We start from the raw sequence: 19,571 nt of genomic DNA, 5'->3' as shown, positions 1-19,571 counted from the left end.
GAGGATGCGCGCGGAGATTCGGATTTCTCCTATGGCGAAGAGCCTTGCGCGCGAGGCGCTTTTCCAGCGCAAAAATAAGCCGTTGAAATTGCAATTAATATTTTTGGCGCGGAAGAGAAAGCGTGTTCGGACGAACAACGTACGCGCATGAGATACGCGGCGCGGCGCCTGGGCTTCCGTGCAAGAGCTTTGCGGTCAATCAACTATATGGACTGCACGCTGCCTTTAGCGAATGCATCGCGAAGAATGCGCCACGCAGATTCAGAGCACGACGATGCGGCCCTTCGAGCACGATGACCGTTTCGTCAGTCTCGGCGTGGCTGCGGCAGAAGTCTGGACCGTGCCTGGCCGTTATGCGCGACGGAAGCGTTTGTGCTTTGTCACCGCCGCTGCTTGCCTGCCGCTGTCATCGGGTGCACGAGCCAGGCGCATAGCCGGGCTCGACCGGTGTCTTGCTTCGTCAGCCAGAAGCCGGCTATCGGCCGCATAGGGGCACTCAATTGGGGCGCGTCATGAGTTACGTATATATTAAAGGCCCCCCGCACGCGAATGGAGGAAACATGAGCTCGCCAATCGACACGCCCACCCCCGATTCTGCAAAATGTCCTGTTCACGCCGAACCCAAGCCCGTAGCCGGTACTGGCACGGGAAACCTCGACTGGTGGCCTAACCAGCTACGCGTCGACCTGCTGAACCAGCATTCCAACCGCTCCAATCCGCTGGGCGAAAGCTTTGACTATCGCGAAGAGTTCAAGAAGCTAGACTACAGCGCGCTGAAGGCTGACCTCAAAGCCGTACTGACCGACTCTCAGGAATGGTGGCCGGCCGACTGGGGCAGCTACGCGGGCCTCTTCATCCGCATGGCCTGGCATAGCGCGGGTACGTACCGCATGGTGGATGGCCGTGGCGGTGCCGGTCGCGGCCAGCAGCGCTTCGCGCCGATCAATTCATGGCCGGACAACGTCAGCCTCGACAAGGCGCGCCGGCTGCTGTGGCCCGTCAAGCAGAAGTACGGCCAGAAGATCTCGTGGGCCGACCTGATCGTGCTGGCCGGCAACGTGGCTCTCGAGAACGCGGGCTTTCGCACTTTCGGTTTCGCCGCCGGCCGCGAAGACGTGTGGGAACCGGATCTCGACGTGGACTGGGGCGATGAGAAGAAGTGGCTCACGCACCGCAATCCGGAGACGCTGGCGAAGAACCCGCTTTCCGCCACCGAGATGGGCCTGATCTACGTGAACCCGGAAGGGCCGAACGCCAGCGGCGACCCGGTATCGGCCGCCCCGGCCATACGCGCGACGTTTGGAAACATGGCGATGGACGACGAGGAGATCGTCGCGCTGATTGCCGGTGGCCACACGCTCGGCAAGACCCATGGCGCGGGCCCGGCCACGAATGTGGGCGTCGACCCGGAAGCCGCGCCGCTCGAAGCGCAAGGTCTTGGCTGGTCCAGCAGCTACGGCTCGGGCGCGGGCGAGGATGCGATCACGTCCGGCATCGAAGTGATCTGGACGCAAACGCCGACGCAGTGGAGCAACTACTTCTTCGAGAATCTCTTCAAATATGAATGGGTGCAGACACGCAGCCCGGCCGGCGCCATTCAGTTCGAAGCGAAGGATGCGCCGGACATCATCCCCGACCCCTTCGACCCGTCGAAAAAGCGCAAGCCGACGATGCTGGTCACCGACCTCACGCTGCGCTTCGACCCCGCTTTCGAGAAGATCTCACGCCGCTTCCACGCGGATCCGCAGGCCTTCAATGAAGCGTTCGCGCGTGCGTGGTTCAAGTTGACGCACCGCGACATGGGACCGAAAGCGCGCTACCTCGGCCCGGAAGTGCCGAAGGAAGATTTGCTCTGGCAAGATCCGCTGCCGGCACCCACTCACAATCCGGGCGCCGCTGACATTGCCGATCTGAAAGCGAAGATCGCCGGGTCTGGGTTGTCGGTCAGCGAACTGGTTTCGGCGGCGTGGGCGTCGGCCTCGACGTTCCGCGGCGGCGACAAGCGCGGCGGAGCCAACGGGGCGCGCCTCGCGCTGGCGCCGCAGAAGGACTGGGAAGTCAACAAGATCGCCGCCGGGGCGCTGCCGAAGCTGCAGGCCATCCAGCAGGCCTCCGGCAAGGCGTCGCTCGCCGACGTGATCGTGCTGGCCGGTGTGGTCGGCATCGAGCAGGCTGCTGCGGCGGCCGGCGTCAAGGTCGACGTGCCGTTTGCGGCGGGCCGCGTCGATGCCCGCCAGGACCAGACCGATATCGAAGTGGTCGGACTTCTCGAGCCGCTCGCCGACGGATTCCGCAACTATCGCGGCGAGCAAGGCGGCGCCACGACCGAGGCCCGGTTGATCGACAAGGCCCAGCAACTCACGCTGACGCCGCCGGAACTGACCGTGCTGATCGGCGGCCTGCGCGTATTGGGCGCCAATTTCGACGGCAGCGGCCACGGTGTGCTGACCGACCGCGTGGGCGTGCTCAGCAACGACTTCTTCGTCAACCTGCTGGATATGCGCACCGAATGGAAGCCCACCGACGCGACGGCTGAGTTGTTCGAAGGGCGCGAGCGCAAGAGCGGCGAAGTGAAGTACACCGGCACGCGCGTCGATCTGCTGTTCGGCTCCAACGCCGTGCTGCGCGCGCTGGCCGAAGTGTATGCGAGCAGCGATGCCCAGCAGCGGTTCGTCAAGGACTTCGTCGCGGCGTGGACGAAGGTCATGAACCTGGATCGCTTCGACCTGGCCTGACGGCGTCCTGATGATGGTCTGAAACCTGCCCCGGCAAGCGGCTTATGCTGCTCGCCGGGGCTCCCTCCGCGTCTGCGCGCCACCCCCCCCGGCGCGCCGTTCAGGATGCGCGCGTCACACTTGCGGCAGGTGTGCCGTGTGCCGTCCGCACCTCTTCGACAATGCGTCCGTCTTCGAGCCGGATATACCGGTCGGCGGCGCTGAAGTAACGGTCGTCATGCGAAATCACGATCAGCGTCGTGCCCTGGCGTTTCAGGTCCGGCAAAATCTCGGTATAGAAAATGCGGCGGAACGTCGGGTCCTGATCGGCTGCCCACTCGTCGAGCACCATCACGGGTCTGCCTTCCAGATAAGCGTGCACGAGCGCCAGCCGCTTGCGCTGTCCGGTGGAGAGATCCGTTGTACTGAACGTGCCGTCTTCCCGAACCGATACCTTGTGAGTCAGTGCAAGCCGCTCCAGATAGCGCTGCGCTTGCGTTGCAGGCTTGTCCTCGCCCGGCAGCAAGGTGTCGAAAAGATAGTAGTCGGAGAACACCGCCGAGAATAGCTGACGGTAGGCATCGATCTCGTCCGCACGCAGTGGTTCGCCGTCGACAAGCATCGCGCCGCTATCAGGTGTATAGAGGCCGAGCAACAGCTTGATTAGCGTGGTCTTGCCGCAGCCGTTCTCGCCGACGATGAAAAGCGTTTCGCCGCGGTGAACGGTGAGCGACAGCGGCCCGAGCGCGAACCCGGCGGCATCGGGTTGCTCGCCCGCGAGGCCGTCGTCGAGCGGTGCGGGAAAGCGGTAAGTGACGTCGCGCAGCGTGAGCGTCGAGAAAGGTCGGTCGTGGCTGCGAGTGAATGCGCGCGCGTCGAGCAAAGCCGGCTCGCTGCTGGAGAAGCGTGCGGATAGTTCGGCGATACGTCTGAACGCAACTTGCGCACGCCCGATGGACGGCAGCGCGCTGACGATCTCCTGAATCGGTCCCTTCATGTAAAGCAGAACCAGCACGAAGCCGGTTAGCACGCTGCGATCCGCATTTGCGGAGCCACTCTGCAGCACGAGCATGAGACCGACCACGACGAAGAACAGCAGCGAGCCGAACGCATTCGCGCTCACGAACACATTCGCGGCGCGCACGCGCAGCCGGAAAATCGCGTCGATCGTGCCGGACAGCTCATGGCCGTAGACGAATACGCGGCGCTCGCGGTTGATGCGCAGCTCCTTTGCGCCATCCACGAGCGCACGATAGTGCTTCTGCAGTCGATCTTCGGCTTCGCGCGCCGCGCCGAAGCGGCGGATCCCGACGCGCCTCGCGAGCGACTGCGCGACCGAGCCGAGCGCAATGGCTGCGAGCGCGATCAGCAGCAGTGTCGGCGAGAGCACGAACAGATAGCCAAGACAGCCGACGATGGTGGCGGTTGCGATGGCGAGGCTCGAGAACAGGAACGAGAACGCGCTGATCGTATCGATGTCCTGATTGAGCGCGGCGATCAGCCGGTGGCTGCGAAACTGTTCGATTTCGCTGATCGGCGCCGCAATGATTTTCGCAGTCAGGTTCTTGCGCAAGGCCGCAATCACGCGCTGTCCGACGATGTTGTTGCCGATGTCCGAGATCACCTCGCCCGCGAGCGCGAGCGCGCAGAGGGCGGCGAAACTCGCGACGAACGTGGGCAGCGAAGCGGCGGCGCCGTGCAACGCGCGATTCGTGAGGGCGAGCAGCGCCGCCGTGGCAATGCCGCTCGCCGCGCCCATGAGCGTCGCGAGCGCCGAGATGGGCCACAAGCGGCGCAGCAGGCGGAACAGGTCGGCAAGCATCGTTTTCTCCTTCGTTATTGTGGGATGTGCAGCGGGCGCGATCATGAGGCGGCCGCACGGCGCGCGAGCAGCCACATGAGCCACGGCGCGCCGAAAATCGTCGCGACAAGGCCGGCTGGCAGTTCGCGCGGTAACAGCAGCGTGCGTCCGAGCCAGTCGGCCAGAACAATCGTGAATCCGCCGATCGGCGCGGCGAGCAGCATCTGGTCGAGCGGACGCCGCGCGCCCGCGAGCCGGGCGAAATGCGGCGCAGTGAGCCCGATGAACGACAGCGGCCCGACGATCAAGGTCGCAGCGGCAGTCAGCAAGGCGGTGAGTCCAAGCAGCGCGCCGCGCGCAAGCGGTGTGCGCATGCCGAGCGCACGTGCGCTTGCGTCTCCGAGTGGCAGGATCGCCAGCCATCGTCCGGTCAGTGGCATGAACGCGCTGAGCAGCACGCACAGCGTGAGCGCGAGCGCCGCGTCGCCGGGCGTGACCGTGTAGGTCGAGCCCGCGAGCCAGGCGAGCAGGGTGGCTGCGCGTTCGCCGCCCCCGGCGATCACGACGGCGACCACGGCCTGGAATAGCGCGCCGATTGCGACGCCGGCGAGCAGCACGCGTTGCGGCGCGAAGCCGGAGCGGCGCGCGAACCACAATAGCGCGAGCAAGGTCGCGAACGCGCCGCCGGCCGTTGCCGCAAACCGCGCGACGTGTCCCGCATCGGCCGCGCCGAACACGAGCGCGATGAGGCCAAGCGAGGCGCCCGCGGACACGCCGAGTACCTCCGGGCTCGCGAGCGGATTGCCGGACAGACGCTGCAACAGTGTCCCCGCCAACGCGAGCATGATGCCGGCTGCAAACGCGGCGATCTCACGCGGTGCGCGCCAGATCGCGACACGCGCAAGTTCGGCGAGACTGCTGAACTGCCAGCCGTGCACGCCGCGGCCGAAGTCGAGCCCGATGACTAGCATGATGACAGTCGCGAACAGGATCAGCGTGAAGCGGCGCTTGATCGAGATGCCATCGGGGACCGTGTGCGCTGGTGCGGCGGTGGTGTCGAGGCGCTGCGTGCGGCGCATGCGCGCAAGGATGAGCAGCATGAGCGGCGCGCCGAAGAGCGCGCAGGCGGCCCCGGCGGGCACCAGTTCGCCGAGCGCATTTGCGAGCGGCTGCACAGCCTGGTCCGTCAGCCATAGCAACAGCGCGCCGCACAACGGCGCGAGCAGGAGACGCTGCCCAAGTCGGCGCGCGCCCGCGAGTTGCGCGATGGCAGGCGCAGCCAGCCCGACGAAGCCGATTACCCCAACCGTGCTCACCACGGCGGCGCTCAGCATGACGGCGAGCGCGAGCGCGGCAAGCCGCAGCCGGCGCAGCGCGAGGCCGAGGCTGCGGGCATTGGCGTCATCGAGACTGAAGAGTTGCAGCGGGCGCAACAGCAGCCACGCGAGTATGCCGCCCGCGGCGAGCCGCGGGGCGAGCGCCGCGACTTCGCTCCAGTCCTGCTGGACGAGCGAGCCGCCGCCCCAGATGAACAGGCCGCGCATATAGGGCGTATGAAAGAGCTGCAGCGCAACGCTGACCGAGCCGCACCAGAGCGTCACGACGAGGCCCGCAATGGCGACGGTCACCGGCGCGAGGCCGCTTCGCCACGCCAGGCCGAACACGGCCGCTGCGGCGGCCAGCGCGCCCGCGAGCGCGATGGGCTCGCGCGCGAAACCGTGCGCGGCCAGCGCGGGCGCCCAGAGCGCGGCGAGCGTGAGCGCAAGCTGGGCGCCGGCGGAAATGCCAAGCGTCATCGGTTCGGCGAGCGGATTGCGCAGCACCTGCTGGAAGATCGTGCCGGCCAGGCCGAGCGTCGCACCCGCAAGCCACGCGGTGACGATGCGCGGCAGCCAGCTGTCGTGCGCGATGATCTGCCGGACGTCGTGCGTATCGGGCGAGAGCACGGCCTGCCACCACAGCGCACGCGGTGCGATCGCAGCAAGATTGGCCGCCGACAGGCCGAGCGCAGCGACAAACGCGAGCACAAGCGCCACGGCGACGAGCACGCGAGGCAAGCGCCCGAGCGAGACGCGCCGCCATACGAGGCGGGTACACGCAGTGGATGGAGGGAGGCGATCGAGTCCGCTCATGGATGGGCAACTCCGCTAACACTGAGCGTTGGGTTTGCGAGCAACGTTTGCGCGAGTGCCTCGCCGAAGCGCTGCGCCGAGGGCAGCATGCCGAAGCCCCAGAAGGGGGGCAGCGCGGCCACGCGGCCACGGGCGACGGGTGGCAACGCGTGCCAGAGGCGGTTCGACGCGAGCGTGCTTGCAACGCCTTGGGGCAGCGGGTCGAAGTAGAGCACCTTGGCATCGGGCGCGGCGGCGAGCGCTTCGAGCGGCGCGACGCCAATTCCCCAGTAGTCGGTTGGGCCACGCCATGCGTTGACGAGGCCGAGCGTGTCGAGCACGTCCTGGAACAGGCTGCGCGCGCCATATACGCCGATATGCCGGGCGTCGAAGAACCGGACCAGGTAGAGCGGCCGTGATCGCGCGGGCGCGGCCATGAGACGCGCGCGGCTTGCAGCAAGTGCCTGTGCGGTTCGCGCGATGAGCGCTTCGGCAGCGCTTTCGCATCGGCATAGCGCGCCCAGCTCGCGCGTGACCGCTTCGGCGCGGCGGTAGGGCGCGCCCGCGTCGGTGTAGATCGCGAATGCGCGAACCGGTGCAATCCGCTCCAGGATGTCGCGCTGCGACTCCTGGCTCGAGTTGATGAGGATGAGATCGGGGGCGAGCTGGGCGAGCCATTCGAGGCTCGGTGCGAGCCGCAGCCCGACGTCCGGCACGCCGGGCGGGACGGGAGGCGCGACCACGTTCGCGTTGTAGTCGCTGATCTCCGCGACGCCAGCGGGGACGACCCCGAGCGCGAGCAGCGTTTCGGCGAGCCCCCAGTCGAGCACGACCACACGCGGCGGGGCGCTTCGCGTCGAAGCGCGCGCCGCGACGGCGAGCGGCGCGATGCCGGAAAAAGCGGCCGCGCGGGTGGCCAACGAAACTAAAAAGGTTCGCCTGTGCATGGTCAGCGCGCCACCGCAATTGCGCCACCGCCGTGCGGGTGCGGCACGACATCCATCGGAACGCCGTATATCGCTTCGAGCACCTGGCCCTGCATCAGGTCGGCCGGCGTACCTGAGGTCAGCAACCGGCCGCTGTGCAGCGCGACGAGTTCGTCGCAAAAGCGCGCGGCGAGGTTGATGTCGTGCAGCACGATGACGATGGTCATCGCGTGATCGTCGGCGAGGCTGCGCAGTAAGCGCAGCACGTCCAACTGGTGCGCGATATCGAGCGCCGAAGTTGGCTCGTCGAGCAGCAGGCACGAAGCGCCTTGCGCAACGAGCATGGCGAGCCAGGCGCGCTGACGCTCGCCGCCCGACAGGTGGTCGGCGAGCTGCGAGGCGAAGCGCGCCGTGTCCGTCACGCGCAGTGCCTCGTCGATAATCGCGGCGTCTTCGCTGCGCAGGCGGCCCAGCGCGCCATGCCACGGATAACGGCCCAGCGCGACGAGTTCCCGCACGGTCATGCCCGTAGCGAGCGGCGGATGCTGCGGCAGGTAGGCCACACGCCTCGCGAATTCCCGCGCGGACCACGCGCCAATCTCGCGGCCCGAGAAGCGCAGCGTGCCGCGCGAGGGCGTTTGCTGGCGCGCCAGCAGCTTGAGCAGCGTGCTCTTGCCCGACCCGTTGTGGCCGATCAGCGCGATCATGCGGCCCGCCGTGAGCGCGAGCGTGAGCGGCTGCAGCAGCACGCGGCCACCCGCCTCGAACGACGCGCCTTCGATCTCGTAGAGTACCCCGCCGCTTGCGCGTTCGCGCAGCGGCCCCGGATCGTTGACATCGGGCGAGTGCGTTGCCTGTATCGAACTCATCCGCCGCCTTACCAGCGATAGCGCGCGGTCGCGAGCACTTCGACGCCGTCGCCGTAGGTGCAGGTGGTCGCGCTGAAGCATGACGCCACGTACTGTCGATTGAACAGGTTGGTGCCATTCAGGGAGAGCAGCCAGTGACGGCCCGTGTCGTAGTGCACTGCCGCGTCGACGAGCGTGACGGACGGCACGCGGATCGTGTTCGACTCGTCGTAGCTCGAGCCCAGATAGCGCACGCCGCCGCTGAAGCCGAGGCCGCGCAGCGAGCCGCCGTGCAGCGTGTAGTCGAGCCACGCGGCCGCGACGTTGCGCGGAATGCCCCAGGTTTGCTTGCCCTGGAGCGGGGTCGAGCCGCCGTCGAGGGTCGTCGCCGAGTCGTTCGATTCGGTGGTCACGCTGCTCAGGTAGGTGTAGGACGCGGTGACATTGAGGCTGTCGGAAAGGCTTGCCTGGCCTTGGAGTTCGAAGCCGCGCGCCCGCACTTGCCCCGCCTGCGTGCTGAAGCCGGGATTGTCGAGATCGGCGGTGAGCACGTTGCGCTCGCGCAGATCGAAGACAGAAGCTGTGATGAAACTGTTGTACCCGGGCGGTTGGTACTTCACGCCTACTTCGTACTGCTCAGCGGTGGTCGGCTTCGCGGCCGAGCCGTCCGCGAGCACACCCGCCTGCGGATCGAACGACTTCGCGAAGCTCGCATACGGCGCGAAGCCGTTGTCGAACAGATAGACGAGACCGGTGCGCCATGTGAACGCGCGCTCAGACTGCGACGTGTACGACGCCGTGAGCGGGTTGTTGTCGTCCGCGGAGGCCCAGTCCTGGCGCACGCCGATCAGGAAGCGCCACTTGATCCAGGCAAGCTGGTCCTGGGCGTACAGGCCGAACTGCTTCATGCGAATGTTGTCGTCCGAGAAAGCGTCCGGCATCGCCACGCTCTGATAAACCGGTGCAAACGGATCGAGCTGCGGCGCGGCGCCGAGACCCACGCGTTCGCGATAGAGCACGCGCTGAAAATCGAATCCGAAGAGTGCCGTATGGCTGACCGGTCCCGTGGAGAATTTCGCCTGCGCCTGGTTGTCGACGGTGAAGAACTTCGCGCTTTCGTCGTTGAAGAACGCGTAGCGGTTCAGCGTCGTATCGGAGTTGTCCGCGAAGCCGTTCGTGAACACGTTCGAGAACTCGTCGCGCACGTAGGTGTAGTGCAGGTTTTGCCGGAAGGTCCAGACATCGTTGAAGCGGTGCTCGAACTGGTAGCCGACCGAAGCCTGGGTTCTCGAGTGCGAATCGAAGTTCGGGTCGCCGAGATTCGTGTGCGTCGAAATCCTGCCGTTCGGCGTGTCGAAGACGCTGCCGATGGCCGGCACGAAGTTGTAGTAGCCGACGTCGGGGTCGCGCTGGTACTTCGCGAGCAGCGTCAATGTCGTATTCGCGTCCGGTTTCCAGGTGATGGCGGGCGCGATGTAGACGTGTTTCTGCTTCACGCCATCGACCTGCGCGTCGTTCTGGTTGGCGGTGCCGGTGAGGCGATAGGAGAGGGTGCCGTCGGGCGTAATCGCGCCGCCAAGGTCGAAGCCGCCTTCCACGCGGTTGTGGCTGCCCGTGGTGAAGAACACCTCGTGCACCGGCGTGGTGGTCGGCTGCTTGCTGACCAGATTCGCGATGCCGCCTGGGTTCGCCTGACCGTAGAGCACCGAGGCCGGTCCATGGAGCACGTCGATGCGCTCGAGCCCATAGGGATCGAAAGCGGGAATCGCGTAACCGAAATTCGAATCGCTCGGCAGGCGGGAGCCGTCGAGAAACTGCTCGAGGTAGAAACCACGGCTCATCAGATACGGCGCGCCGGCAGCCGAAGCGCCACGGATTTCCGACGTGACGCTCGCGGTGTAGCGCAGCGCCTCGGTCACGCTCTGGGCGTTCTGATCGGTCATCTGGTCGCGCGTAACGACGGAAACCGACTGCGGTGTTTCGATCAGAGGTGTGTCCGTTTTGGTGGCCGTGACCGCCGTAACCGGGACATAGCCGTCAGCCACGCCGGTGGCCGTCTGCTCGCGCCGGCCGCTTACCTTGACGGCCGGAAGCTGGGTTGTCGCGCCGCCGGTGGCGTCCTGTGCGCTGCCGTCGGTCGATTGTGCGTGCACTGCGCCGCCCCCTCCAAGGAGATAAAGCAGCAATGCAATGGCAGTCGTGCTGCCTACCCCGGTCTTCATGTGGACTTCTCCATCGCGTGAATAATAATGCAAGTCGAAATGATTCGCGTTAACTAATAAAATGCCGTGCAGGGGACTCTTTTTGGTCCCTGATGCATGAACAACGGGATGGGGACGATCAAACAGAAGACGGCTGGGCCGCTCAGGCGCTACTATAACTGCGGTGTTCCGGCATAGTCCGGACAACTTTGGCATCGAAATGGCCAAAGATGGCAGGTTGGAAGGTAATTCACCTAAAAAGTAATCAATGCAGTCATGATCCAGCCAAAGCTACAGACCTTCGGCGCGCTGCCTGCGGCACAAAAAGTGATCGCACAATCCATCGACTACGCTGACGACACCCACGAGATCGCTCACATTCACCATCGTTCGCAACTCGTCTACGCGACGACCGGCATCGTGCGCGTGGTGACGCCGGGCGGCCTCTGGATGCTCACGCCCGGCCACGCGTTGCTGATCGGCTCGCAGGTCGAGCACGAGCTGTACATGGTTGGCAAGGTGTCGATGCGCACGCTCTATATCGACCCCGACGCGCTGCCGGCAGGCGGTGCTGAATGCCGGATGCTAACGGTCGATGCCCTGCTGCGCGCGTCGCTTCTTGGCATGTTCGATTCCGCGCTCGATGGCGAGGCCACGGCCGGTTCCGGGGCGGTGCCGACGCGTGAAACGCTGCTCGTGCCGCTGATTCTGCGTCTGCTGCAGCTCGCGTGCGCGCGCGCGCCTGACAAGCGCCTGCCGTTGCCTGTGAACGCGCGTCTGCGCCGCATTTGCGAACGCCTCATCGCGCAACCGGCGAGCAACGACACACTGGAAGCGTGGGCCGACGAGGTCGGTGCGAGCGCCCGCACTGTCGCACGGCTTTTTCGTCAGGAGACGGGCATGACGTTCGGTCAATGGCGCGAACAACTGCGACTTGCCGAGGCGATGTCGAAGCTGGCGGTCGGTCATACGCCCGGCCAGATCGCGCAGGACCTGGGTTACGCGGACGTACGCACGTTCTCCGCGATGTTCCGGCGTGCCTTTGGATGCACGCCGCAGCAGTTTCGCCAACACCTCAGCGAAACGGACTGAGCCTGATGGGACGCGGGGGCGTTTCGGAAGAGGGTCAAGGCCATAGCGGCCGGTTATCTTCGACCGCCGCAGGGTTCGCCCGGCGCGTTGTCCGGGCCGGGGCGCTCATAGGGGCGCCAGCTCCAGTTCATGCGGGCGAATTGCGGTAACAGCGAGCGCAGCGTAGCGGCATTCTGCAACAGGCCGGCCATGATGAGCAGCAAACCGATGAGCGCGGTGCCGCTTCGGTCGATGGCGGGGAAACCGGCAAGCACTCCTGTTGCTCCGACCGCCGCGACGCCGGAAGCCACCGAATCTGCGCACGCATGCCATGCGCTCGCGCTGAGTGCGCCCGCAATGCTGCCACTGTCTCGACGCTTCGCCTGCGCGGCCGCCGCCCTCAGATAGCACCACAACCCCGTCCTGACGGTAACGCTGGCGACCGCCACGGCGAGCGCGGCCAGGACGGCGGGGCGCGCTCCGGCGGGCTGCGCCGCAACAGGGAGGACGCCCGCGAACAGTAATTCCGCGCCGGTTGCCAGCATAAGCAGATTGACGAGGACCGTCGCGATCGGTGTCAGTTTGTGTTGGCGTCCGAAGCGATTCGCACTGTCGAAAAAGATTGCGGCCGCAACGGCCCCGTCGCCGAGCACATCGACCAGCGTATGCGCGCCATCGGCCAGCATGGCGTTCGAGCCCGAAATGCCGCCTGCGACGAATTGCATCGCCATCAGTGCGACATTAACGAGGACGACGACGCAGGAGGCTTGCATGGCTGTTTTTTGTAATGGGCACAAGCAAAAGGCTGCCGCACGGGGAGAGCCGCTAGCGTAGCGAGCGTACATGGCAGGCCGGTGACAGCAGGAGCCAAGGCGCGGGGCGAGGGCCCCCGCGTCTGTCGCGCCTGTTTTCCAGATCGTTGAGGTTTTTAGTGCTCGCAAGCCTAAACTGCGTTTTCATGCTATGGCTGCGAAGCTCCGAAGGCTGGCCTCGCTGATGCCCCGGAAAAGATCACGGACACGCCCATGAACGACAGTTTGCGTCGCTGGCCTGACAAAGCCAGAAAATGTCTGCGGGGGATGCTGCCACCCGCCGCCGCACTTGGCCGTTGGCTGGAGCGGGTTGATCCCGGTACGCATCGCCGGATCAAGGGGCTGCGACTCGTGACGGCGTACGGGCTCGCGGCGGCACTCGGGACGTTGCAGGACATTGCCCGAAGCGTGCCCAGCAGCGTGTCGCTTGGCTATCTGGCCGGAAGCTTCGCGCTCTGGGCGAGCGTCTCCGAAGGCAAAACGACGCGAGCCGAATCCAGTCGCGATCTCATGCTGCTGAGCTTTGCCGCCGCGTTCGGTGCGGTTCTGTTCGTGGTGTTGGCGAGGCCGCTACAGCATGCAGGCCGGGTAGGGCCGGAACTCGTTCTCGTGTCGGGCGCGTTTCTGGTTGGTTATCTCAAACGATTCGGCGTGCTCGGTGCGGGCATAGGTTCGCAAATCTATATCGGAGAACTCCTTGCATACGGTGCTCGCCTTACCACGGACGATCTGCGGGCAATCGGGATAGCCGCGCTGATCGCCGTGTTGGCATCGGTCGTGCCGCGCATGCTGAGCGGGCCGGCAGAACGGCCTGCCATCGCCGCGGTGCTCGCCGCCGGGCCGCAGCCGTTACCCGGGCGGTGGTCGCCGGAGTTCTTCATGGGACTGCAGGCGGCCATTGGCGCGCTGCTCATCTGCCTCCTGAACGGCCTCATTGGCCTCGAGGAGTCTGCCTGGGCGATCACCGCGTGCACGTACGTCGTCGCCGGTTCGGCAACCGGAACGATACAGCGTGTTCGCCGCCGGATTCTCGGTACGTTGATTGGCGTTCCCATAGGCCTTGCCTGCCTGCCGGTCGCCGAGCACGCGCCGTTGCTCATATGGGCTGCCGCTGCGCTCGCGATGGTCATCTATGCGATGGCGTTGCCGGAGCGCTACGACATCGCCTGCGGGGCGTTCGCCTTCACGCTGATCGTTACGCTCGCAGCAAGCGGCGTGCACTCCGTCTCCCTGCTTGCCGCGCGAGCCTGGGAGACGCTCCTCGGCGGAGCACTTGGCCTCGCTGCCGCCATGCTCATCTTCCCGCTCCGAAGCTCGAACCACACGAAATAGGCAACGGCGAGCCGACCGGGAGCCAACCGCGCTCGATGCGTCCCGGCCAGGCGCCCCTTCGCTAATGGGCGCTACCGGCGCAACTGCTGCTCGATCGTCTTCGTCAACGGCGACGCAATATCGCCTGTGTGCTTCGTCTGCACGGGCTCGATCAACACGATCCAGCACTCGTCTTCGGCTACCGGGTTATGCAACGTGCCGCGCGGCACCACGTGCATCGAACCAGCGGGCACATCGACAACACGCCCGCCTTCGTACTCGATTTTCAGATGCCCGCGCACGACGAAGAACAGTTCGTCCTCGCCCGCATGGTCGTGCCACACCAGTTGGCCGCGCACTTTCGCGACTTTCACATACTGGTCGTTGACCTGCGCGACGACTTTCGGCGACCAGTATTCGGACACGTCGCCGAACGCGGCTTCGAGATCGAACGACTCGGCAAAGGGACTCATGGTTGCAGACCGCTCCACAGGTTGATTCGCCCGCGATAGCGAACGACCCGTTCGAGACTACGCCCCAGAGCGTCGCGTGTCTTGAACGATCGTGACGATGCGCTCCGATGCGCCGCCCGCGATGCGCAACCAGCGCGCCGGCGCAATGCCGTAGGTCTTCGTGAAATGGCGCGTCATGTGGGCCTGATCCGTGAACCCCGCGCAGGCCGCCACATCGGCGAGCGGCATGCCGCGCAGCATCATCGCGCGTGCGGCGTCGAGACGCCGTTGCGTCAGGTAGCGATAGGGGCTCGTGCCGTAGAACATGCGGAAGTCGCGCGAAAGGCTCCAGCGGTCACGCCCCACGGCGTGTTCGAGCGCGTCGAGCGAAACGGCCTGCTGACACTGCGCGTCGAGGTACTCGCGGGCGCGCTGCGCGCTCGCGAAGTCGCCCTTGGAGCGCGCGGGCGGCGTGCCTGCCACGGCGGCGAGCGCGTGTGCCAGTTCCGCGAGCGCGTCGCTCTGCTCGAACGGGTCGAGGCCTTGCGAGACCTGTTGCAGCAGCGCCTCGGTCGCCGCCCATAAACGGGGATCGTTCGTCACGCCGCCCTCGATGAAGGGCAGGGCGCGGCCGCCCAGCATGTGCTGGAACACGGCGGGCTGCACGTAGATCATGCGGTAGCGAAAGCCTTCGCCGGTGCCGGCCTGGCCGTCGTGCGGCTCGTCGGGATGCAGCACCATCGTGCGGCCCGGCAGGCTGTGGGTCGTGCCGCGCCGGTACTTGAAGCTTTGCACGCCCGCGAGCGTGCGGCCGATCGCGTAGGTGTCGTGGCGATGCATCGCAAACGCCTTCCCTTGAAAGAAGGCTTCGATACGTTCTATGCCCGCAACGGGTTCGGCGCGCAGCAGCCAGTCGGCGCGGCGCTGGGGATCGATCGGATTCATGGTGGTGGCTTATGTGCGGCGCAATGCGGCCTGGGGCCGGTGCGGCGCCACGGGGATTGTGGCACAGGCGCGCCGCACGCGCTGGCGGCCCACGCCCGCCGTGCGCCGCACTACACCGCGCGAGCGATCTGCTCACGCAGCCAGCGATGCGCGGGGTCGCGGTGCGAGCGCTCGTGCCAGAGCATGCACATTTCGTAGCCGGGCACCTCGATAGGCGGCTCGACCACGCGTAGCGCCGCCTTCTCGCGCACGAGCCGCCACGGCAGCATGGCCACGAGGTCGCTGCGCTCGAGCACGGAAATGACAAAAAGAAAGTGCGGGACGGAGAGCACGACGCGCCGCGTGAGTCCGGCTTGCGCCAGCGCTTCGTCGGTGATGCCGTGAAATCCGCCGCCATCGGGCGAGACGATCACGTGCTCGAGTGCGCAGAACTGCTTCGCCCCCGGACGGCGCTTGAGGCGCGGATGGTCCGCGCGGCCCGCAAGCACGTAGCGCTCGGTGAAGAGCGCTCGCCGGCGCAGGTTCTCGGGCGCTTCGCGGGTGGTGTGGAACGCCAGATCGATTTCGCCCTGCGCTGCCTGCTTCGCGACGCGCGCAGGCGCCAGTTCCACCACGGCAAGGCGCGTGTGCGGCGCGGCCTCGCGCAAGCCGCGCAGGGCTGGCAACGCGATAGTGGACTCGCCGTAGTCGCTCGCCGCCACGCGCCACGTATCGCGGGCGCCGGCTGGATCGAACGGGCGCTCGGGCGCAATGGCGCGCTCGAGCGATTCGAGCGCCTCGCGTAGCGGCTCGCGCAACGCGAGCGCGCGCGCCGTGGGCTGCATGCCGCGCGGGCCCGGCAGCAGCAGCGGATCGCCCAGGATCTCGCGCAGCTTCGCAAGATGCACGCTGACCGAGGGTTGCGAGAAGTTCAGGCGTTGCGCCGCGCGCGTGACGTTGTGCTCGGCGAGCAGCACGTCGAGCGTGACGAGCAGGTTGAGGTCGAGGCTGCGTAAATTAGCGGACATAATGGCTGGTATTTCCGTTATTCATTTCCACTATAGCAGCCGGGCAACTAAGCTGGGTTCGTGTCAGACCACGGAGCCCTCGCCATGAATATCCTGCTTGTCTATGCCCATCCCGAACCGAAGTCGCTCAACGGCGCGCTCAGGGACTTCACCGTACAGCGTCTCGAGGCGGCGGGTCACGCCGTTCAGGTGTCGGACCTCTACGCCATGAACTGGAAAGCGACGATCGATGCGCAGGACAGTCTCGAGCGCCGCGGCGACGCGCCGTTTCATCCGTCGCTCGATTCGAAACACGCGTTCGAGAACGGCCTTCAGGCCGCGGACATCGCGCGCGAGCAGGCGAGGCTTGTGTGGGCCGATACGCTCATCCTGCAGTTTCCGCTCTGGTGGTTCTCCATGCCTGCCATCCTCAAGGGCTGGGTGGAGCGTGTCTTTGCGTATGGCTTCGCCTATGGCGTGGGCGAGCACTCCGACGTGCGCTGGGGAGACCGCTATGGCGAGGGCACGCTCGCCGGCAAGCGCGCGATGCTCGTCGTGACCATGGGCGGCTGGGCGTCGCACTACGGACCGCGCGGCGTGAACGGGCCGATCGACGACATCCTCTTCCCGATCCATCATGGCGTGCTCTACTACCCGGGCTACGACGTGCTGCCACCGTTTCTCGTGTACCGCACGGGGCGCATGGACGACGCGCGCTACGCGCAAACGCTCGACGCGCTCGGCGAGCGCCTCGATGCACTGGCGCACAGCGCGCCCATCGCGTTTCGCAAGCAGAATGGCGGCGCGTATGAAATCCCGGCGCTCACGCTGCGCGAAGACGTTGCGCCGGAACGCACGGGGTTTGCGGCGCATGTCGCGTAAGCGGATGCAGTCATGGATATCATTCGAAATCCTAAAAACTGACCGCCAGGCCAAACGAAACGCCGTGCACGTTGTGGCCAAACACGTAGCGCACCATTGCCCGCGTACGGGTGATGATGATGGGATACCTGCTGCTGTCGAGTTCGAGGCCCACGCCGAGCGACGTGAGCTCGTTGAAACCGAGTACCCCGGCGCTGTCGCCATAGTAATGCGAGTAGGCGAACTCCAGCACGTAACGTACAGGCTTGTCCAGCGCGTGCCAGCCCGTTGGCGCGCGCCAGCGCGTCCAGAGGCTCACTTGCTGCGCCATGGCCGAGCCCTGGACCGCTTGCGCGCTGCCGCCGAAGCTGCGCAGGTAAATATCGGTTGCGCGCAACTCCGCGTCGATTTCGTAGTTCTCGCGGTAGTGCTCATAGTCGAGCATGAGCGAGCCGCCGTAGCCGTACGCGTCGAGATAGCCGTTGTTCAGGAACTGGAGATTGCTGTCCGTGACATGGTTGAACAACGTTTGTCCGATTCTCAGATCGCTGGAAACACGCCCAATCGTGCCGTTTATGATCGGGCGAAACACGAGCTCGTTGGTGATGCGGAAGTCCCAGCCTAGCCCCACCGTGCCGCTAAAGGTATTCCACCTCGTGGGCAGCGCGCGCTGTTCCTCGCCGTCGGTGGCGATGAACGTCGGGTCGTAGCGGCTATAAGCGAGCGTGCCTTCCATGTACAAGGGGAACGTCCGGCTAAGCGTGAAGCCGCCGCCCAGCTGTGTCTGGCCAAAGCCGGGGTTGCCGGTGGCGCCGTTGTTGATCGAAAGCGAACTGGTGGTGACGTCCGGAACCGTGGTGTAGGTCATGATGGCCAGCACGGCATCCGCATGTTGCTTGATGTTGCCGCCTATCACCGTGCGGCTCGACAGTTGGTTCGGTATGCTCTGCGCGTGCGTTTGCAGGGGCAGCGCGGCCGCGAGTGCCGCCGCGCCAATCTTCATTAGCGCGACGCGCAGTTGCGCCCAACGGACGGTGGTGTTCGTCATGTTCGATCCTGCCGGGTCCCGATGCCCGATTGGGTCTGATTACACCTGCTTGAGTTTGCTTATGCCTGCTCACGCCCGCTCACGCGCCTCGCGTGAGGCTTCCTGCACACCGCGCACAGCGGCGGCAACGATCAACCCGGTGAACACGCCGATCAGTCCGAGCAGCACCGCGTCGATGCGACCGAACACGGTGGTCGGCGCGATATCGCCGTAACCGACGGTCGGAGCCGTGATCGCGCAGAAGTACACGGTCTCGCCCATCGGCGAAGGGGGGCGGTTCAGCGTTTCCACGACGCCGCCGAAATAGAACATGCAAACAGTAAGGATAACGAATATCAGTAGAAGGCCGCCGAGCAGCAGGCGCATATACCAGATGGTCCGGCCCGATTCCAGCAGGATCGCTCGCGCCTTCGGGGCGTGGACCGCATTTTGGGGCGCGTCGTTCATGGCGTGTTCCTCTCGAGCGATACGGAGCCACGCGGCGCAAACCGCTCGAATATCTGCAGCATCAGGCACGCGTATGCAGTGACGGCAAGAAAGAGCGCCATGCGCACCGCGAATGCTCGGTAAACGTCCTTGCCCGCCGCGCTGTCCTGGACAGACTGACCCAGCAAAATGATCATCGTCACGAGACCGTTCAGCCAGAAGCCAGGCGAGTAGCGCGTTGGACGGATGCGATACAGCTTGCGTGCCACGATCAAGCCGAACAGCAGCATCCACAGGTAGAACATCCAGATATTCACAAAGAGCCTGAGCGAAAACCAGAACGCAACGGCGAGCAGCCCGCCAAGCGCCGTGGAGCCGAGCAACTCACGCGCCGCGTCGCGTGCCGACGTGGTGCAGCTTTGCCGGCCAAGACTCACGGACTTCATGATGATCGGCATGTAGCTCGCCGGGTCGTTCATCGCCAGCAGCCAGGCGGGCATGACCACGAGCGCGGCCTGCAAGGCGACGCGCGATGCCATTGCCTGCGACATGACGCGCGCGGCGGGTTTGGCGAGCACAGGTCCGGTCTCGAGAAAGAGGGCGTGGCTCAAGATCGAAGCGAGCACGGCGAGCAGCAGTCCTTTTACGAGCGCGCCGACCACCGTGGCGGCCAGTTGCTGGTCGGCCACGCCGGCTGCGGTAATCATCGTGAGGCCCGCCGCGAGGAACGTCGCTACGAGGTTGTTGCCGCCGCGCAGCCCGGCGCGAAACGCAAGGAAGAGGCAAAGCCCGACGAGCAGCACGCCGGCGAACGGGTAATAGCGCAGCACAGGAACGAGCAACAGGCCGCTGCCCGTTGTGCCCGCAACGACCAGCGCGAGTGCGAGCGCCGCCTTGAGCGAAAGCGGCCGGTTCTGCGTGGCCAGCAGAAAGACGGCGAGGACCGGCGCGATCACCGGAATCGGGAACTCGAACGCGAAGCTGATAGCGAGCGTGAGCGCCGTGCCCGTGGCCAGGCGCAGCGCGCGGCGGCCGGGAGGCGATGGGCTCGTTTGCAT

Annotated in this window: 16 protein-coding genes; 4 read left to right on the top strand and 12 right to left on the bottom strand. The window is 65.8% G+C overall.

Translation table 11 applies throughout. The features are described 5' to 3' along the window. The first annotated feature begins 560 nt into the window (after positions 1 to 560). Positions 561 to 2,735, top strand: a complete 2,175-nt coding sequence (katG, locus tag U5A58_RS07085; RefSeq protein ID WP_321910380.1) for a catalase/peroxidase HPI — start codon at positions 561 to 563, stop codon at positions 2,733 to 2,735. A gap of 100 nt (positions 2,736 to 2,835) precedes the next feature. Here katG and U5A58_RS07080 read toward each other — a convergent pair whose 3' ends face one another. Genes U5A58_RS07080 through U5A58_RS07060 form a run of 5 tightly spaced genes read right to left on the bottom strand, consistent with a single transcriptional unit; the run spans position 2,836 to position 10,622 of the window. Next, positions 2,836 to 4,536, bottom strand: coding sequence for a cyclic peptide export ABC transporter (locus U5A58_RS07080; RefSeq protein WP_321960869.1), 1,701 nt, complete (start codon positions 4,534 to 4,536; stop codon positions 2,836 to 2,838). A 41-nt stretch (positions 4,537 to 4,577) separates the two neighbouring features. Further along, on the bottom strand, positions 4,578 to 6,647 hold the full coding sequence (gene fhuB, locus U5A58_RS07075; RefSeq protein WP_321960868.1) for a Fe(3+)-hydroxamate ABC transporter permease FhuB: 2,070 nt from the start codon (positions 6,645 to 6,647) through the stop codon (positions 4,578 to 4,580). Continuing rightward, positions 6,644 to 7,573, bottom strand: a complete 930-nt coding sequence (locus U5A58_RS07070; protein WP_321960867.1) for an ABC transporter substrate-binding protein — start codon at positions 7,571 to 7,573, stop codon at positions 6,644 to 6,646. Before U5A58_RS07070 ends, fhuB begins: the two co-directional genes overlap by 4 nt. A 2-nt stretch (positions 7,574 to 7,575) precedes the next feature. After that, positions 7,576 to 8,421, bottom strand: a complete 846-nt coding sequence (locus tag U5A58_RS07065) for an ABC transporter ATP-binding protein (protein WP_321960866.1) — start codon at positions 8,419 to 8,421, stop codon at positions 7,576 to 7,578. Positions 8,422 to 8,429: 8 nt separating this feature from the next. Beyond that, on the bottom strand, positions 8,430 to 10,622 hold the full coding sequence (locus tag U5A58_RS07060) for a TonB-dependent siderophore receptor (RefSeq protein WP_321960865.1): 2,193 nt from the start codon (positions 10,620 to 10,622) through the stop codon (positions 8,430 to 8,432). Between the two features lie 255 nt (positions 10,623 to 10,877). Here U5A58_RS07060 and U5A58_RS07055 point away from each other — a divergent pair, with 255 nt between their 5' ends. Beyond that, positions 10,878 to 11,693 carry a helix-turn-helix transcriptional regulator gene (locus U5A58_RS07055; protein ID WP_321960864.1) on the top strand — a complete coding sequence of 272 codons (816 nt, stop codon included), beginning with the start codon at positions 10,878 to 10,880 and terminating at the stop codon, positions 11,691 to 11,693. Between the two features lie 53 nt (positions 11,694 to 11,746). On the opposite strand, the gene U5A58_RS07050 is transcribed toward U5A58_RS07055, so the two are convergent. Beyond that, a complete protein-coding gene (locus U5A58_RS07050; protein WP_321960863.1) occupies positions 11,747 to 12,445 on the bottom strand; it encodes a cation transporter in 699 nt (232 codons plus the stop codon). Positions 12,446 to 12,697: 252 nt separating this feature from the next. Between U5A58_RS07050 and U5A58_RS07045 the strand changes: the two genes are divergently transcribed. Next, positions 12,698 to 13,816 carry an FUSC family protein gene (locus tag U5A58_RS07045; protein ID WP_415774183.1) on the top strand — a complete coding sequence of 373 codons (1,119 nt, stop codon included), beginning with the start codon at positions 12,698 to 12,700 and terminating at the stop codon, positions 13,814 to 13,816. A 71-nt stretch (positions 13,817 to 13,887) separates the two neighbouring features. Here U5A58_RS07045 and U5A58_RS07040 read toward each other — a convergent pair whose 3' ends face one another. The 3 genes from U5A58_RS07040 to U5A58_RS07030 all read right to left on the bottom strand — a co-directional run bounded on the left by U5A58_RS07040 (position 13,888) and on the right by U5A58_RS07030 (position 16,199). Next, positions 13,888 to 14,268 carry a cupin domain-containing protein gene (locus U5A58_RS07040; RefSeq protein ID WP_321936592.1) on the bottom strand — a complete coding sequence of 127 codons (381 nt, stop codon included), beginning with the start codon at positions 14,266 to 14,268 and terminating at the stop codon, positions 13,888 to 13,890. 57 nt (positions 14,269 to 14,325) lie between these two features. Beyond that, positions 14,326 to 15,192, bottom strand: a complete 867-nt coding sequence (locus U5A58_RS07035) for an AraC family transcriptional regulator (protein ID WP_321910360.1) — start codon at positions 15,190 to 15,192, stop codon at positions 14,326 to 14,328. 110 nt (positions 15,193 to 15,302) lie between these two features. After that, a complete protein-coding gene (locus tag U5A58_RS07030; RefSeq protein WP_321960862.1) occupies positions 15,303 to 16,199 on the bottom strand; it encodes a LysR family transcriptional regulator in 897 nt (298 codons plus the stop codon). An 84-nt stretch (positions 16,200 to 16,283) separates the two neighbouring features. On the opposite strand from U5A58_RS07030, the gene U5A58_RS07025 reads away from it, so the two are divergent. Continuing rightward, on the top strand, positions 16,284 to 17,060 hold the full coding sequence (locus U5A58_RS07025) for an NAD(P)H-dependent oxidoreductase (protein ID WP_321910357.1): 777 nt from the start codon (positions 16,284 to 16,286) through the stop codon (positions 17,058 to 17,060). 31 nt (positions 17,061 to 17,091) lie between these two features. Here U5A58_RS07025 and U5A58_RS07020 read toward each other — a convergent pair whose 3' ends face one another. From U5A58_RS07020 to U5A58_RS07010, 3 genes are all read right to left on the bottom strand, one after another. Further along, complete coding sequence (locus U5A58_RS07020) at positions 17,092 to 18,042, bottom strand: hypothetical protein (RefSeq protein ID WP_321960962.1); 951 nt, start codon at positions 18,040 to 18,042, stop codon at positions 17,092 to 17,094. Positions 18,043 to 18,156: 114 nt separating this feature from the next. Then, positions 18,157 to 18,534, bottom strand: coding sequence for a potassium channel family protein (locus tag U5A58_RS07015; RefSeq protein WP_321960861.1), 378 nt, complete (start codon positions 18,532 to 18,534; stop codon positions 18,157 to 18,159). After that, positions 18,531 to 19,571 (bottom strand): DUF2955 domain-containing protein, encoded by a 1,041-nt coding sequence (locus U5A58_RS07010; RefSeq protein WP_321960860.1) that lies wholly within the window; start codon positions 19,569 to 19,571, stop codon positions 18,531 to 18,533. Before U5A58_RS07010 ends, U5A58_RS07015 begins: the two co-directional genes overlap by 4 nt.

Source organism: Paraburkholderia sp. J7 (assembly GCF_905220155.1).
Classification (GTDB): Bacteria; Pseudomonadota; Gammaproteobacteria; order Burkholderiales; family Burkholderiaceae; genus Paraburkholderia.
The sequence above is the reverse complement of the archived record's forward strand: the minus strand, read 5'-3'. Positions and strand labels throughout refer to the sequence as shown.